Source organism: Oceanobacillus sp. FSL W7-1293 (assembly GCF_037969815.1).
Classification (GTDB): domain Bacteria; phylum Bacillota; class Bacilli; order Bacillales; family Amphibacillaceae; genus Oceanobacillus; species Oceanobacillus oncorhynchi.
In genome coordinates, this window is sequence record NZ_CP150212.1 from 2,579,090 (window position 1) to 2,593,949 (window position 14,860).

The 14,860-nt window shown below is 41.2% G+C and carries 14 protein-coding genes; 4 read left to right on the forward strand and 10 right to left on the reverse strand.

The genetic code is table 11. From position 1 onward, the window contains the following. The first annotated feature begins 108 nt into the window (after nucleotides 1-108). The 3 genes from MKY65_RS12725 (at nucleotide 109) to MKY65_RS12735 (ending at nucleotide 3,310) form a co-directional block, all read left to right on the forward strand. Nucleotides 109-852: a glycerophosphodiester phosphodiesterase family protein gene (locus MKY65_RS12725; protein ID WP_339177365.1), complete on the forward strand. Its 744-nt coding sequence runs from the start codon at nucleotides 109-111 to the stop codon at nucleotides 850-852. A gap of 100 nt (nucleotides 853-952) precedes the next feature. After that, entirely contained in the window at nucleotides 953-1,870 is a 918-nt protein-coding gene (rnz, locus tag MKY65_RS12730; protein WP_339177367.1) for a ribonuclease Z, read from the forward strand. Nucleotides 1,871-1,930: 60 nt separating this feature from the next. Next, the gene (locus MKY65_RS12735) at nucleotides 1,931-3,310 is read left to right on the forward strand and encodes an aldehyde dehydrogenase (protein WP_212928222.1); all 1,380 of its coding nucleotides are present in this window, start codon (nucleotides 1,931-1,933) and stop codon (nucleotides 3,308-3,310) included. Between the two features lie 43 nt (nucleotides 3,311-3,353). Here MKY65_RS12735 and MKY65_RS12740 read toward each other — a convergent pair whose 3' ends face one another. Then, nucleotides 3,354-4,607, reverse strand: coding sequence for a DNA polymerase IV (locus tag MKY65_RS12740; protein WP_339185237.1), 1,254 nt, complete (start codon nucleotides 4,605-4,607; stop codon nucleotides 3,354-3,356). A gap of 97 nt (nucleotides 4,608-4,704) precedes the next feature. Then, nucleotides 4,705-5,826, reverse strand: coding sequence for a M20/M25/M40 family metallo-hydrolase (locus MKY65_RS12745; protein WP_339177369.1), 1,122 nt, complete (start codon nucleotides 5,824-5,826; stop codon nucleotides 4,705-4,707). Between the two features lie 199 nt (nucleotides 5,827-6,025). Between MKY65_RS12745 and MKY65_RS12750 the strand changes: the two genes are divergently transcribed. Further along, entirely contained in the window at nucleotides 6,026-6,154 is a 129-nt protein-coding gene (locus MKY65_RS12750; RefSeq protein WP_193062207.1) for a DUF4044 domain-containing protein, read from the forward strand. Between the two features lie 83 nt (nucleotides 6,155-6,237). Here MKY65_RS12750 and MKY65_RS12755 read toward each other — a convergent pair whose 3' ends face one another. From MKY65_RS12755 to MKY65_RS12790, 8 genes are all read right to left on the reverse strand, one after another. Beyond that, nucleotides 6,238-7,218: an aromatic acid exporter family protein gene (locus MKY65_RS12755; RefSeq protein ID WP_339177372.1), complete on the reverse strand. Its 981-nt coding sequence runs from the start codon at nucleotides 7,216-7,218 to the stop codon at nucleotides 6,238-6,240. Between the two features lie 71 nt (nucleotides 7,219-7,289). Beyond that, nucleotides 7,290-7,721 (reverse strand): BrxA/BrxB family bacilliredoxin, encoded by a 432-nt coding sequence (locus MKY65_RS12760; RefSeq protein ID WP_339177374.1) that lies wholly within the window; start codon nucleotides 7,719-7,721, stop codon nucleotides 7,290-7,292. Between the two features lie 78 nt (nucleotides 7,722-7,799). Further along, nucleotides 7,800-9,071, reverse strand: a complete 1,272-nt coding sequence (locus MKY65_RS12765; protein ID WP_339177376.1) for a dihydrolipoamide acetyltransferase family protein — start codon at nucleotides 9,069-9,071, stop codon at nucleotides 7,800-7,802. A 14-nt stretch (nucleotides 9,072-9,085) separates the two neighbouring features. Next, entirely contained in the window at nucleotides 9,086-10,069 is a 984-nt protein-coding gene (locus MKY65_RS12770; protein WP_193062226.1) for an alpha-ketoacid dehydrogenase subunit beta, read from the reverse strand. 2 nt (nucleotides 10,070-10,071) lie between these two features. After that, nucleotides 10,072-11,076 carry a thiamine pyrophosphate-dependent dehydrogenase E1 component subunit alpha gene (locus MKY65_RS12775; protein WP_339177378.1) on the reverse strand — a complete coding sequence of 335 codons (1,005 nt, stop codon included), beginning with the start codon at nucleotides 11,074-11,076 and terminating at the stop codon, nucleotides 10,072-10,074. 58 nt (nucleotides 11,077-11,134) lie between these two features. Then, on the reverse strand, nucleotides 11,135-12,556 hold the full coding sequence (gene lpdA, locus MKY65_RS12780; protein ID WP_339177380.1) for a dihydrolipoyl dehydrogenase: 1,422 nt from the start codon (nucleotides 12,554-12,556) through the stop codon (nucleotides 11,135-11,137). Then, nucleotides 12,557-13,651 carry a butyrate kinase gene (gene buk, locus MKY65_RS12785; RefSeq protein ID WP_193062232.1) on the reverse strand — a complete coding sequence of 365 codons (1,095 nt, stop codon included), beginning with the start codon at nucleotides 13,649-13,651 and terminating at the stop codon, nucleotides 12,557-12,559. 51 nt (nucleotides 13,652-13,702) lie between these two features. Next, nucleotides 13,703-14,800 (reverse strand): Glu/Leu/Phe/Val dehydrogenase, encoded by a 1,098-nt coding sequence (locus MKY65_RS12790; protein ID WP_339177382.1) that lies wholly within the window; start codon nucleotides 14,798-14,800, stop codon nucleotides 13,703-13,705. Nucleotides 14,801-14,860: the final 60 nt, after the last annotated feature.

The following is a 14,860-nucleotide window of genomic DNA, read 5'->3' on the forward strand; positions in this document are numbered from 1 at the left end:
GACATCCTGTGTCTATATATATTGTACAATGAAATGATCCTCCCGTACACTGGTTTAAACATTGACTTACGGGGAAAAATCTAACACAATAAGATTGGGGGTGACACGATGACGTCCATTATCGCACACCGGGGTGCAAGCAATTATGCCCCTGAGAACAGTTTCCCGGCTTTTGAGCTTGCTTACGAGATGAAGGCTGATGGCATTGAAACAGATGTCCAATTAACAAAGGATAATATTCCTGTCCTTTTCCATGATGAAGGTTTGCAACGTATTTTTGGAGTGAAAGGATGGATTACTCAATTTACGCTGGACGAGCTAAAACAATTAGACATGGGCAAATCCTTTCATACTGAATTTGCAGGAACACGGATCGTAACACTGGAGGAATTTCTAATTTGGATCAAAGATAAACCTTTGATTCTTCATTTAGAATTAAAAAATAATAAAATTGCACATAAGAATCTGGAGAAAATTACATATCAGCTTATTAAACAATATCAAATGCTGGACCGGACATACTTTTCTACATTCTCTGAAACCAGCATAACGCGCCTGGCAAGTTTTGATGAAATTTCAAATATCGGTTGGTTAACCAAGCGGTCAAGAAGAGATTTATTAGCGTATGCCTTGTCTATCGGTGCAACAGCCGTTCATATTAAACACACGCTGCTTCGTCAGCAGCTCATAAATGAAGCGATGAAAAACGAGATTCCGGTAAGGGTGTATACGGTGAATTCAACCCGCCTTTTAAATCGATGCTTTTCTTACAAAGTAAATAGCATATTTACCGATGTACCGAATCGGGCGTTTGCTGTACGCAAAGCATTATATCGCAGTTTTTTGTCTTGATAGAAGAGCGCTCCCTAATTTTTGACCTTCTGCGTTGATGATTGTCGTATATTTGGGTAAAATTTTAAATTATAATATAATATTAAGGTGAGATTGAAACATGGAGATTACTTTCTTAGGCACCGGAGCAGGACTTCCTTCTAAAGAAAGGAATGTAACAGCCGTTGCACTCAGTATGCTGCAAGAATTAAATGAAGTCTGGCTGTTTGATTGCGGGGAAGCCACGCAGCATCAGCTTCTTCATACTAAAATTAAACCGGGAAAAATAAATAAAATCTTTATTTCCCATATGCACGGCGATCATATTTATGGATTACCGGGATTTCTCAGCAGCCGTTCATTTCAAGCAGGCACTGACAGACCATTAACCATTTATGGTCCGGAGGGTACGAAGGAATTTATCCAATCTGCTTTGAAATTAAGCTATACGCATTTAACGTATCCTCTTTCTGTCATAGAGATAGAAGAAGGACTGTTATTTGAAACGGAAGCCATCGAAGTATATGCAAAAAAACTTGTCCACGGCGTACCAAGCTTCGGTTTCCGTATTGTTGAAAAAGACAAGCCAGGTGAGCTTCTTGTTGATAAATTAAAAGAAAAAGGGATACGTCCCGGCCCGGTTTACGGCGAAATAAAAGAAAAACCTTCTGTCACTCTGGAAGATGGCACGATAATTTACCGTTCTGATTTTATCGGATCGCCCAAAAAAGGAAGGGTTATTTCGATTCTTGGGGACACCACCTATCAGGCGGCGCATAAAGAATTTGTAAAGAATAGCGATCTGTTAATTCATGAAGCAACCTTTGCTGCAGATAAAGAGACACTTGCAGAGGACTATTTTCATTCAACCAATATACAAGCCGCTAAAATAGCGCTTGATGCAGGATGTAAACAGCTAATCTTGACACACATATCTTCAAGATATCAATTTTCAGATATGGATGGGTTTCTGGAAGAGGCAAAAGAAGTATTTTTCAATACATCCATAGCCGGCGATTTTAGTGTGTTTCAATTATAGTTTGTGCATCGTTTACAGCTTGCACATCCTCTTGAAGTGAGAAAGGGAGAGACAGATTTGATGACCTTACAAGAAAACTATCAGCAAATTGTTGATGATCATCGAAAATATATTGATCAAGGAAATACCGTTGATTATACGTTTCGTAAACAACAATTAGAAAAAATCAAGAAGATTTTCAAAGATAATGAAGAAGAGATATATGATGTATTAAAAAAAGATTTAAATAAACCTGATCATGAAATAATACTTACGGAGATTGGCATTATTCAAAGCGAATTGGAAGTAGCCATTAAAAATCTCCGCTACTGGATGCAGCCTGAAAAAGTTGCCTCTCCATTAACGCATAAAGGCTCGAAAAGCTATATTATAAAAGAACCACTTGGTGTTGTGCTCGTTATTGCACCATGGAATTATCCTTTACAATTATCATTAGTACCTGTTATCGGAGCGATTGCAGCAGGTAACTCAGTTATTCTAAAGCCGTCTGAACATGCTCCGCATACATCCGATTTTCTTGCCAGAATCGCGGAAGAGCATTTCGATCCTTCTTATTTCACTGTTGTTCAGGGTGCTGTCGAGGAAACAACAGAGCTGTTAAAACAGCGTTTTGATCACATTTTCTTTACCGGAGGAAGTGCAGTTGGAAAAATCGTGATGCGGGCCGCAAGCGAGCATTTAACCCCGGTAACGTTAGAGCTGGGCGGAAAAAGTCCTGCAATTGTAGATGAAGATGCAAATATCCAATTGGCAGCTAAACGAATTGTATGGGGAAAATATACCAATGCCGGTCAGACCTGTGTGGCGCCGGATTATTTATTAGTACAAGAATCTGTTAAATTCAAGCTTTTAAAAGCAATGAAAAAGCAAATAAAGTCTTTATTTGGCAAGAATGTACTCCAGGGTGAAAATTATTCAAGAATCATAAACCTGGACCATTTTAACCGCTTAAAAGCATTCTTAAATGAAGATCATATTGTTCACGGCGGAGAATATAATGATGAAGAATTAATCATTGAACCTACTATTCTGGATAAAATAGATTGGGAAGACCCTATCATGCAGGAAGAGATATTTGGTCCGATTCTGCCCGTATTATCCTTTGAGAATATAGAGGATGCACTTTCGTTGATTAAATCAAGGGAAAAACCATTAGCACTATACTATTTTGGAGAAAATCCGAGAATGCAGTCTCAGGTAATGGAGTACGTTTCTTTTGGCGGCGGTTCTATCAATGATACATTCTTCCATTTAGCAAACCCGTATCTTCCGTTTGGCGGAGTCGGGCAGAGCGGGATGGGAAGCTATCACGGGAAAGCCAGCTTTGATACATTTTCACATCAGAAAAGCATCTTAAAACAAACAACGAAATTTGATTTGCCATTCCGTTATTCGGGCGGTACGGTTACTTCAAATATTTTGAAGAAATTCTTATCTTAAAAAACAAAAGCCTTGATTTTATATCTATTGAAATAGAGTAAAATCAAGGCTTTTTATAATCGTCCAGGAAATCTTTTTGAAAGCTTGTCCGCGGCTGTTGTTTGTCCTTCTCTTCATTTTTTAAAGATAAAAATATATCTTTTCCATATTTATCTGTTAATGCTTCCATGGTTTCGTACAGCTTTTCTTTTTTGGCGTTATCGCGGTAGGTAAACAAATCAAGCTGTTCTCCTACCTGACTCTTCTCCTCTACACTTTGTAAAGAGACACCCAATAGCCGTACAGGTTCTTCATTCCAATGTTTTTTTAATAGTTCCTTTGCGACAAAAAGAATATCTTCTTTTTCATCGATATACCCTTGCAATGTTTTACTGCGTGTAATCGTTTGATGATTGTGAAAACGAATCATTAATTGAACGCTTTTTCCAGTCGCATTTTTTCGTTTCACTCGTCTTGCCACATTATCGGTAAGCTGGCCTAACAGCTGGTGAAGTTCATCCCAATCTGTTGAATCATGAGCCAATGTCTGTGAGCTGCCGATACTTTTGAAATCATGTACCGCTTCTGGATCCACAACCCGATAGTCTATTCCATTGGCCAGGTTCTTCATTCTTTCTCCATTAACCCCTAATAGCTGCTTTAATTGATAGACATCATGTACAGCTAAATCACCGATGGTATGAATAGATACTCTTCGAAGTTTTTCAGCAGTCTTCTTCCCGATGCCGTGCATTTCTTCAATTGAAAGCGGCCATAATACGTTAGATAATTCACGCTTTCGAAGGATAGTTATTCCTAAAGGCTTCTTCATATCTGATGCCATTTTTGCCAGAAATTTATTTGGTGCAATACCAAGACTGCATGGGATATCCAGTTCTTTTAATATCCGCTGCTGCAGGTAATCAGCTATTTCTACCGGCGTTCCGAATCCTTTTGTATCGGTAATATCCAGGTAGCCTTCATCAATCGAAACCGGCTGGACGAGCGGTGTAATTTCCGAAAGCATCTTAAAAATAGCCCGGGACGCTTCCCGATATCTGTCAAAATTAGGCCGCATCAATAATAAATCGGGGCATAATTTTTTCGCCTGCCACACGGGCATCGTCGTTTTCACGCCTTTTGCTCTGGCTTCATAGCTGCTTGTAACAATAATCCCCTTCCGCTCTTCCGGATTTCCGGCGATCGCGATCGGCTTTCCTTTTAATTCCGGATTATGCGCCATTTCTACCGAAGCATAAAAGCAGTTCATATCTATATGGAAGATAACTCGTCTTTTCGAATTGGCCGGCTGTTCCATCATAACACCTCTATTCTTAACAAAAGAAGAACACACTCCATCATGGAATGCATTCTCCTTTTTCACAGAAAGCCGCTCCAAGAATGGAAGCTTTATCTTATTTTGCTGCGATTTTAACAATCTCCACAACAAATTCTGTTACTTTCACAAGATCTTCCACTTTAATCCGCTCATTGGTCGTATGAATCCCCTCATAACCAACTGCCAGATTAACGGTAGGGATTCCATACCCGGCAATCACATTGGCGTCACTGCCTCCGCCGCTCTGTTCTAATTTACTTTCTCTGCCGATTGCTTTTGCAGCTTTTCTGGCAACCTCAACCACCTGGTCTCCCGCTTTAAAATGATAGCCGGGATAAGCGATTGCTATCTTCACTTCAGCGGAACCGCCAAGCTCTTCAGCAGCTTCTTCAAAAGCTGACTTCATTTTCTCGACCTGTTTTTCCATCTTCTCTTCAGACAGAGAACGTGCCTCTGCTAAAATTTCTACATGATCTACAACAATATTTGTCTGTTTGCCGCCCTCAAAGCGTCCGATATTAGCAGTTGTTTCCTTATCAATACGCCCCAAAGGCATTTTAGAAATAGCTTTAGAGGCAATCGTAATGGCAGAAACACCTTTTTCCGGCTCCAATCCAGCATGTGCTGTTTTGCCGGTTATGGTTGCATGGATTTTCGCCTGCGTAGGTGCAGCCACAACAATATCACCAACGTTTCCATTACTGTCTAACGCATATCCATAACGCGCATCTAACTTCGAGGAATCTAACGCTTTAGCGCCTACCAGGCCAGATTCTTCTCCTACAGTAATAATAAATTGGATCTGGCCGTGAGGAATGTTATTTTCCTGAAGCACTTTAATCAGCTCAAACATGGCAGCTAAGCCTGCTTTATCGTCTGAACCTAGAATTGTCTCTCCCTCTGAAGAAATCACGCCTTCTTTAATAATTGGATGTATACTCTTCCCGGGAACAACCGTATCCATATGGGAAGTAAAATAAATAGCATCCGCGCCGTCTTTAGTTGCAGGCAATGTACAAATTAAATTTCCTGCACCATGACCTGTCTGCTCTTTTGCATTATCTTCTTCCACCTGCACACCTAGAGCTTCCATTTTTTTGGTTAAAACCGATGCTATCTCACTTTCAAAACCTGTTTCAGAATCTACCTGCACAAGTTCTAAAAATTCATTAACTAATCTTTCTTCATTCACACTCATTTGCGTAACCTCCTACCTTCTAGGCTACTATATTTTCTCTTTTTTTTACAGTAGAATGAATTGGAATCTCTGTTTCCCTCATCCGTTAATTCAAATCCGGAAGAACATTTTGAGAAAAACCATACGATTAGCTTGTCGGATGAATCATTTCACGTTAAAATAGCGGTAGATGATATCGGATTCTAAAGGGGGATATTTCATGGCAGCAAAGCAATCCGTGCAAAAAAAGCGTTCAAAACGCGAACGCCGCACGAAAATTATTATCTATTTCATGGTCGCTCTAATGCTTATTTCAGCAATTACAGCTGGACTGGCTGCATTTGTTTAAAAATAGAAGGCTGTGCCAAAATGATTATTTCATTTTGGCACAGCCTTTTGATATGGTTCCAATCTTATGTAAAAAAGGAAAAGCTAAGCATCTTTTTTCCTTTTCTTCCAAGGCGTTACGTCACTTTTCTTGAATTTATTTTTTATTATCAAGTATTCTTCTATTTCATGTAATAATTGAAATAAGTGCGCCCTTGTTTCAAACGCTTCTCTCGTTTCCGGCAGCTCCTCCGCGTGAAATTCCCGCTTTAATTCTTTCAACTGCTCTAAAAAAGTAATTGCTGTATTTCCTGGGTGGACGGATTTAGATAATCGCTCAAAGAAATCTGCAATCTCAAGGGCAATATGATCTGTCTTTGGAAGATGCGTAACAAGCGGAAGCATTTTCTTCAACAGCTCAAACTGTCTTTCTCTCATCCTAAAATAATTATAATAGGTATGCTCATTTCGTAATAAATGGTTATCTTTATCCCGGATGACTAATTGTTTTGCTTCAGCCAGAATATCCTCTGTAGCTGCTATTTCTTTTCCTTGCCACGCGTCGTTTTCATCCCGGATATATAAGGAGTATTCATATAAAACACGGCTGAAGTTCTTTTCCAGCTGGGTTTGCAGTTTCTTTAATTTATTATCTAAGCTCGGCATATAAATGTTCAGTAAAAGCCCTACTCCAAGGCCAATTGTAATCAGAACAAACTGTTCTCCAACCAGAGAAAGTGTTACGCCTCCGGAACCATATAGATTCAGCATCACGACGGAACTCGAGGCAATCCCTGGAGTTGCTTTCAATGCTACTGTTGCCGGGATAAATAAAAGAAGCAGCAAAAATATAGAAAGTGCATGATAACCAATCAATTCAAAAATAACACATGAAAAGACAACAGCTGCCGTACATGCAATAAACCGCTGCCAGGCGCTCAGAAAGGAAGACTTTCTTGACGGCTGAATGCAGAGAATCGTTAATATCCCTGCGGAAATAAAATTTGAAAGACCAACCCATTGTGCTAACGAGATAGCAATTGGCGTACCAATTGCAGTTTTTAGGGTACGATATCCTATTTTCACCCTTTATGGACCTCCTGATAAATTTTAACAGACACAAAGAAGGCTGCCAGATGACAGCCTCTTAATACCTCTTATACTTCTTCACAATATTGATCAAACAGGCCTTGAAGCTTCGCAGATACTTCCATGGCGCTATGTCCTTCAATCTCATTCCGCTCTACCATATTAAGGATTTTTCCGTCCTTAAGCAATGCGAAACAAGGAGAGGATGGCGGATATCCTTCAAAATAAGTTCTTGCCTGCTCGGTCGCTTCTTTATCCTGTCCGGCAAACACCGTTACTAAATGATCTGGACGCTTATCATAATGAATCGCATTCCCTGCTGCTGGACGGGCTACACCGCCGGCACAGCCGCATGTTGAATTCACCATGACAAGTGTAGTTCCTTCACGAGTCAGCGCGGCATCTACTTCCTCTGCTGTACGTGCTTCCTCGTAACCTGATTCTGTTATATCTGTTCTTGCAACGTTAACAACATCCTGCATAAATAAATCGAAATCCATTGTACTTCACCCTTTTTACTTAAAATATAGTTATAGCTTATCAGCTAGCGGTTAAAAATTCAATTTATTCGTTTCCGCTTAATAAAGGGATACAGATGAGTCATTCATCCCCTCAAGGATTTCTTTTACACGGGATAAAAATCTTCCGCATACTAAACCGTCTAAAATACGGTGGTCTAAGGAAAGCGACAAATTCACCATATCGCGGGCAGCAAACATATCATTGATAATGACCGGCCGTTTTACAATGGATTCGACTTGCAGAATCGCCGCTTGCGGAGAATTGATTACTCCCATCGACGAGACCGAACCAAAGGAGCCCGTATTGTTGACAGTAAATGTGCCTCCCTGCATATCCTCCGGTGACAGCTTACCCTGACGCGCTTTTGACGCTAAGGTAGTAATATCACGGGCGATGGCTTTAATCGTTTTTTCATCTGCATGCTTAATCACTGGAACAAATAATTCCTTGTCTTTTGCTACAGCAATGGATAAATGTATATCCTTTTTCTGAATAATTTTATCTCCAGCCCACATGCTGTTTAATTCAGGATATTCTTTTAAACCTTGCGCCACCGCTTTTACAAAGAAAGCAAAAGGCGTTAAAGAAAAGCCTTCCTGCTGTTTAAATGATTCCTTGACATTGTTACGGTATTTTACTAAATCCGTAACATCTACTTCCACCTGCATCCAGGCATGCGGGATTTCCTGTGTGGACCGGACCATATTCTCTGCAATTACTTTCCGGACACCTTTTACAGGAATTTCAATATCTCCGGCTGCGCTTTGGATACTTTCTTTTTGCGGAGCAGGCGTTTCTTTTACAGCAGCAGTTTCGGATTTCTTGTCTTGTGAAGGTTTTGGTTCTTCTTGTGCAGCGGTACTGCTTCCAATGTGTTTTTCCACATCTTTTCTGGTAATTCTTCCGCCTCTGCCCGTTCCTTCGATTTGGTTCAAATTAATGCTGTGCTCTTGAGATAAACGCAGTACTGCCGGTGAATATCTTTTTTTCATAGAGCTGTCTGTATCTTCAGCTTGCTCAGCTGCGTCCTTTTCCACTGTATTTGTTTCTTTTTCAGGAACTGCTTCTGCATCCTCTGAAGCGGCTTGCTCTGTCTCTATATAACAAATGAGGGAACCAACTTCTACTGTTTCCCCTTCTTCTGCAGCAAGCTCTGTTATTGTACCTGTATAAGAAGATGGGATTTCGGCGTTTACTTTATCCGTCATCACTTCAGCAATCGGGTCGTATTTATTCACTTGATCTCCGACGGAAACCAGCCAGGTACTAATCGTTCCCTCTGTTACACTCTCACCAAGCTGAGGCATTGTCATTTTTTCCACACTCATATTTCTACCTCCAATTAATATTCTGCAAGGTCGCGCATTGCTTTTTCCACTTTATCTGGATTTAACATAAAGTATTTTTCCATGGACGGCGCATAAGGCATTGCCGGAACATCCGGACCTGCAAGGCGCTCGATAGGCGAATCTAAATCAAATAAGCAGTTTTCCGAAATAATTGCAGCCACTTCACTCATTACACTTCCTTCTTTATTATCCTCTGTAACAAGTAAAACCTTTCCAGTCTTGCTGGCTGCTTCTATAATCGCTTCTTGATCTAATGGATATACCGTACGTAAATCAAGGATATGTGCATCAATACCATCTGCTGCTAATCTTTCTGCGGCCTGCAATGCAAAGTGAACACAAAGACCATAAGTGATGACGGTAATATCGTCTCCTTCTCTTTTCACATCTGCTTTACCAATCGGCAGAACATAATCCTCTTCTGGAACTTCTTCCTTTAACAGACGATACGCGCGTTTATGTTCAAAAAATAGAACAGGGTCATTATCACGGATAGATGCCTTTAATAATCCTTTCGCATCATACGGATTTGACGGCATAACAATTTTCAATCCCGGCTGATTCGCAAACAATGCTTCTACTGATTGGGAATGATATAAAGCACCATGTACCCCGCCGCCGTATGGAGCACGGATGGTTATCGGACAATCCCAATCATTATTGGAGCGATAGCGTATTTTGGCTGCTTCGGAAACAATCTGGTTGACCGCAGGCATAATGAAATCTGCAAACTGCATCTCAGCAATCGGACGCTTTCCATACATAGCTGCACCGATAGCAACTCCGGCAATTGCTGATTCCGCTAATGGCGTATCTAATACACGTTCTTCGCCAAACATAGCGTACAACCCGTCCGTTGCTTTAAATACACCGCCCTTTTTCCCTACATCTTCTCCAAGAATAAAGACATTTTCATCTCTTTGCATTTCTTCCTTTAAAGCTGTTGTAATTGCTTGTATATAAGACATCACAGGCATGATTATTCCCCTCCCTTATCCAATTCCTCATAAACATACTTCAACGTATCCTCTGGAGCTGCATATGGGGCTTCTTCAGCATATTCTGTTGCTTCGTTCACAAGTGTATTAACTTTGTCATGTATTTCTTTTTCTTTTGCCTTATCCATTATGTTCTTTTCTTTTAGCTTTTCAGCAAAGGTAAATATGGAATCTTTCTTTTTAGCTTCTTTCACTTCATCCATTTCACGGTAAGCACTGTCATCATCATCGCTGGAATGAGCAGTAAAACGATAGGTTACGGCTTCAATCAGTGTCGGCCCTTCGCCATTTACTGCTCTTTCTCTCGCTTCTTTTACGGTTTGATAAACAGCTATCGGATCATTTCCATCCACAGTAACTCCCGGCATGCCATAAGATGATGCTCTCTCTGAAACTGTTTTGCTGGCTACCTGCTTATCATACGGGACAGAAATTGCATACTTATTATTTTCCACCATAGTAATCACCGGAAGCTGATGAACACCGGCAAAGTTTAATCCTTCATGAAAATCGCCCTGGTTAGAGGAGCCCTCTCCTAATGTCACAAAGGTCGCAATCTCCTTTTTATCCATTTTCGCCGCCAATGCGACGCCAACGGCATGAGGGACCTGCGTTGTTACTGGAGAAGAACCAGTTAAAATACGATTTTTCTTCTGTCCGAAATGACCTGGCATTTGACGTCCGCCTGAATTTGGATCCTCTGCTTTGGCAAAGGCAGATAACATTAATTCTTTTGCTGTCATTCCAAAGCCTAATACGAGACCCAGATCCCGATAGTAAGGAGCGGTATAATCGACCGTACGATCCAGACCAAAAGCCGCTCCAACCTGTGCTGCTTCCTGCCCTTGACAGGAAACGACAAATGGTATTTTCCCCGAGCGGTTTAACAACCACATTCTTTCATCCATCTTTCTTGCTAACAACATCATTTCAAACATTTCTAAAGCCATCTCATTACTTACATTTTCCCAAGATGTTTCTGTCATTATTTTTCCCTCCTTCAGCCATTTCACATGATGACATCATGCGGATTGCTCAGCTAGTTTACCCATGAATTTGTATCCCGTCGACTGCCAGCGCGGCTTCCCCGATAACTTCTGATAAGGATGGATGCGGATGAATGGTCTGACTGATTTCCCATGCCGTTGCATCAAGCACTTTTGCTAATCCAGCCTCTGATATCATATCGGTCACATGCGGGCCAATCATATGAACCCCAATCAAATCCTGTGTTTTTTTATCTGTCATTATTTTGACAAAACCATCTGATTCTCCATAAACCAGTGCTTTTCCAACTGCTTTGAAGGGGAACTTCCCGATGACAAGCTCATATCCTTCTTCTTTAGCCTGCGTTTCTGTCAAACCGACACTTGCAGCTTCCGGACTTGCATATATACAGCTTGATACCGCCTGATAGTCTATCTTTTGAGGATGCTCTCCTGCCATATGTTCCACAGCAGTAATCCCCTCGTGGGAAGCCACATGAGCCAGCTGCATTCCTCCGATAACATCGCCAATAGCATAAATATGAGATTCCTTGGTTTGGTAAAACTCATTTGTATCAATCGTATGATTAGAAATTTGAATATCTGTATTCTCCAGGCCAATATTTTCGATATTTGCTTTTCTGCCGACAGATACAAGCAGTCTGTCCGCTTCAAAACGTTCTTTTGTATCACCAATCATTGCTTCTAATACAATACCGTTATTTTTTTCTATTGCATCCGTCTGAACATTGGCTCCGGTTATAATCTTGACGCCTCTTTTTTTCAACTGTTTTTCCATTTCTTTTGCGATATCTTTATCCTCTGTCGGCAAGATTTGCTTTTGAAATTCCAAGACGGTTACATCAACTCCAAAATCGTTCAGCATGGAGGCCCATTCGATGCCAATAACTCCGCCGCCTACAATAAGCATTGATTCAGGCAGGTCCTTCATTTCTAAAGCTTCATTTGAGCTGATAATGTACTCACCGTCAAAGTCCAGACCAGGTAATGTATTCGGCTGCGAACCGGTCGCGATTAAAACATTTTTTGGAAGCAGCATATCATTTTCATTTCCATTTTCATATTCAACAGAAATGGTTCCAGGCATGGGAGAAAAGATACTTGGTCCCAGGATACGGCCAAATCCTTGATAGACATCGATTTTCCCTTTTTTCATTAATCCTTGAACGCCTTTGTGCAGCTGTTCAATAACCGCATTTTTTCTCTGCTGTACTTTTGAAAAGTTTAAGGTTGGTTCATTCACCTCAACTCCAAATATATCTGCTTTTTTTGTCTGCTGAAAAACCTCTGCACTGCGAAGTAATGCTTTAGAAGGTATACAGCCTCTATGTAAGCAGGTCCCTCCCAGCTCGGATTTCTCTACTATCGCCACTGTCATGCCTAATTGGCTGGCGCGGATACCAGCAACATAGCCTCCTGTTCCGCCGCCTAAAATGACTAAATCGTACTCTGTTGCCATCTAATTTGCCTCCTCTGCAACATATATCTTTTCTTTCTGGGTATTGTTCAAAACCTCTAACACACCTTCATTCATCGCTTCTAAATCATTCTTCCCAGGAAACACCAGCACATCTGCAATCCAATTGACTCTTGGAATAATCGCATCAATAACAAAATCATTTTCTTTGATTTTTCCAGTAAAAACGATTCCGTCTACTTCCCCGTGCAATACCGTGCTCATTGCCCCGATTTCTTTGGCGATTTGGTATGCCTGCGCCTCAATTACTTCCTTTGTATGCTGATCTTCTTTCATCAGCCTGGAACGGATGATAGAAGGATCCTCTGTATGCAGGTATGCTTTGATCCCGCCATCCTGCTGGACATGATTCCATAGAAAACCTTCATCTGGAGTATATTGTTCAGATAGATAGGTCAGGAAGCCCTTTAACGGTACACTCCCAGACCGGTCAATGGTAAATGGACCTTCCCCGTCCACCCCATTGGTGACATCAATAATTTTGCCGGTATGGTGGGAGGCGATAGTAATCCCTCTTGCAATATGAATCGAAATAAGCTTTAGCGAATGGTAGGCTGCACCAATTTGCTTCGCCGCAATTCTGCCAGCATGACGGTGATTCAGCGAATGGAAGATGCTGGCTCGTTCAATTTCCGGAATACCTGTATATTTTGCAATGGCTTGCAGTTCATCTACTACCGGCGGGTCAACAATATATGCTTGTATATTTAAATTCTCCGCAATTTCATACGCCAAAACAGCACCCAAATTCGATACATGCTCCCCGTAAGCATTTGTCTTTAAATCATATAGCATCGCATGATTCACTTTATACGTTCCACCACTGATTGGACGCAATAGCCCGCCCCGGCCGCACACACTTATAAAACGCGATGTATTCATTCCATCCAAATCCAGCTGTTCAAATATAGCCTGCTTCCTGTACGAAACTTGCTCCATCAGCTGTTCAAAACGATGCAGTTCCTCTTCGTTATGCGAAATTTTTTGCTGATATAAAAGATGATTTCCTTCAAATACACCGATCGTGGTGAAATACAAGTCGGGGTAGATCACTAAAATACGACCACGTTGATTCACAAAATACCCTCCAATATGCCGCTTTTCCAAATCTGCAGCATGTATTAACATCTATCGCCTGCGATCTAAAATATTTCGTTCATTTGTAAGAAACTGGCTGCGTGATTGTTGTTTTGCTTGAATTCTTTCTTCGGCCAGACGGTCAGCCGCAATATAGGTTGGGACTTGATCACGATTGGAAATGGCAAAGACCTGCTCCAGATTTTTATAGATGCGCTGCACATTTTGCAGTGCGCGATCACGGTTGTAACCAACTAATTCATCGGCAACGTTAATTACTCCGCCGGCGTTAATCACATAATCAGGAGCATATAAAATTCCTTTTTGATGAAGGATATCCCCATGTTCATGGCTCTGCAGCTGATTATTAGCAGAACCTGCTATTACTTTGGCTTTCAGTCTTGGGATCGTATGATCATTAATAGTAGCACCCAGCGCACAAGGAGCGTAAATATCGCATTCCACATCATAAATATCATCTGGGTCAACAGCTTGGGCATTAAAATCATTTTGCGCCCGCTTTACTGCTTCCTTATTAATGTCTGTAATTACTAACTCTGCGCCCTCTTCATGCAATAATGCACATAAACTGTAAGCAACATTTCCGACGCCTTGAACTGCAACCACTTTGCCCTCTAATGATTCTGATCCGAAAGCTTCTTTTGCAGTTGCTTTCATCCCTTGATAAATTCCCCACGCTGTAACAGGAGAAGGGTTGCCGGCAGTTCCGCTGTAGGAGGATAAACCGGTCACATACTCTGTTTCAAGCGCAATTTGATCCATATCTGATTCATTCGTGCCCACGTCCTCGGCAGTGATGTATCTGCCGTTCAAGCTTTGGATATAACGGCCGAACGCACGGAACATTTCCGGATTCTTATCCTTTTTGGAATCTCCGATAATTACTGTTTTTCCGCCGCCGAGATCTAAGCCTGCTGCTGCATTTTTATATGTCATTCCGCGAGCTAACCGCAATGCGTCTTCGATTGCTTCTGCTTCTGACTGGTACGTCCACATTCTGGTTCCGCCCAATGCAGGTCCTAATGTCGTATCATGAATGGCAATAATAGCCTTTAGCCCCGATTGTTTGTCCTGACAGAAAAGTAGCTGTTCATAATCATATTTTTCTAAGTAACTGAAGATTTCCATCTTAACCCCTCCTGTAATACATCCTGTTTCACTATTCTTAAGTGCTTATTTTAGCTGACA

Bases quoted from the DNA above. Each gene is read 5' to 3' on its own strand.
- MKY65_RS12725 (WP_339177365.1), top strand. From the start codon at position 109: ATGACGTCCATTATCGCACACCGGGGTGCAAGCAATTATGCCCCTGAG.
- MKY65_RS12770 (WP_193062226.1), bottom strand. From the start codon at position 10,069: ATGCCTGTGATGTCTTATATACAAGCAATTACAACAGCTTTAAAGGAA.
- MKY65_RS12760 (WP_339177374.1), bottom strand. From the start codon at position 7,721: ATGGATTTCGATTTATTTATGCAGGATGTTGTTAACGTTGCAAGAACA.
- rnz (WP_339177367.1), top strand. From the start codon at position 953: ATGGAGATTACTTTCTTAGGCACCGGAGCAGGACTTCCTTCTAAAGAA.
- MKY65_RS12740 (WP_339185237.1), bottom strand. From the start codon at position 4,607: ATGGAACAGCCGGCCAATTCGAAAAGACGAGTTATCTTCCATATAGAT.
- MKY65_RS12765 (WP_339177376.1), bottom strand. From the start codon at position 9,071: ATGAGTGTGGAAAAAATGACAATGCCTCAGCTTGGTGAGAGTGTAACA.
- MKY65_RS12790 (WP_339177382.1), bottom strand. From the start codon at position 14,800: ATGGAAATCTTCAGTTACTTAGAAAAATATGATTATGAACAGCTACTT.
- MKY65_RS12775 (WP_339177378.1), bottom strand. From the start codon at position 11,076: ATGACAGAAACATCTTGGGAAAATGTAAGTAATGAGATGGCTTTAGAA.
- MKY65_RS12735 (WP_212928222.1), top strand. From the start codon at position 1,931: ATGACCTTACAAGAAAACTATCAGCAAATTGTTGATGATCATCGAAAA.
- lpdA (WP_339177380.1), bottom strand. From the start codon at position 12,556: ATGGCAACAGAGTACGATTTAGTCATTTTAGGCGGCGGAACAGGAGGC.
- MKY65_RS12750 (WP_193062207.1), top strand. From the start codon at position 6,026: ATGGCAGCAAAGCAATCCGTGCAAAAAAAGCGTTCAAAACGCGAACGC.
- MKY65_RS12745 (WP_339177369.1), bottom strand. From the start codon at position 5,826: ATGAGTGTGAATGAAGAAAGATTAGTTAATGAATTTTTAGAACTTGTG.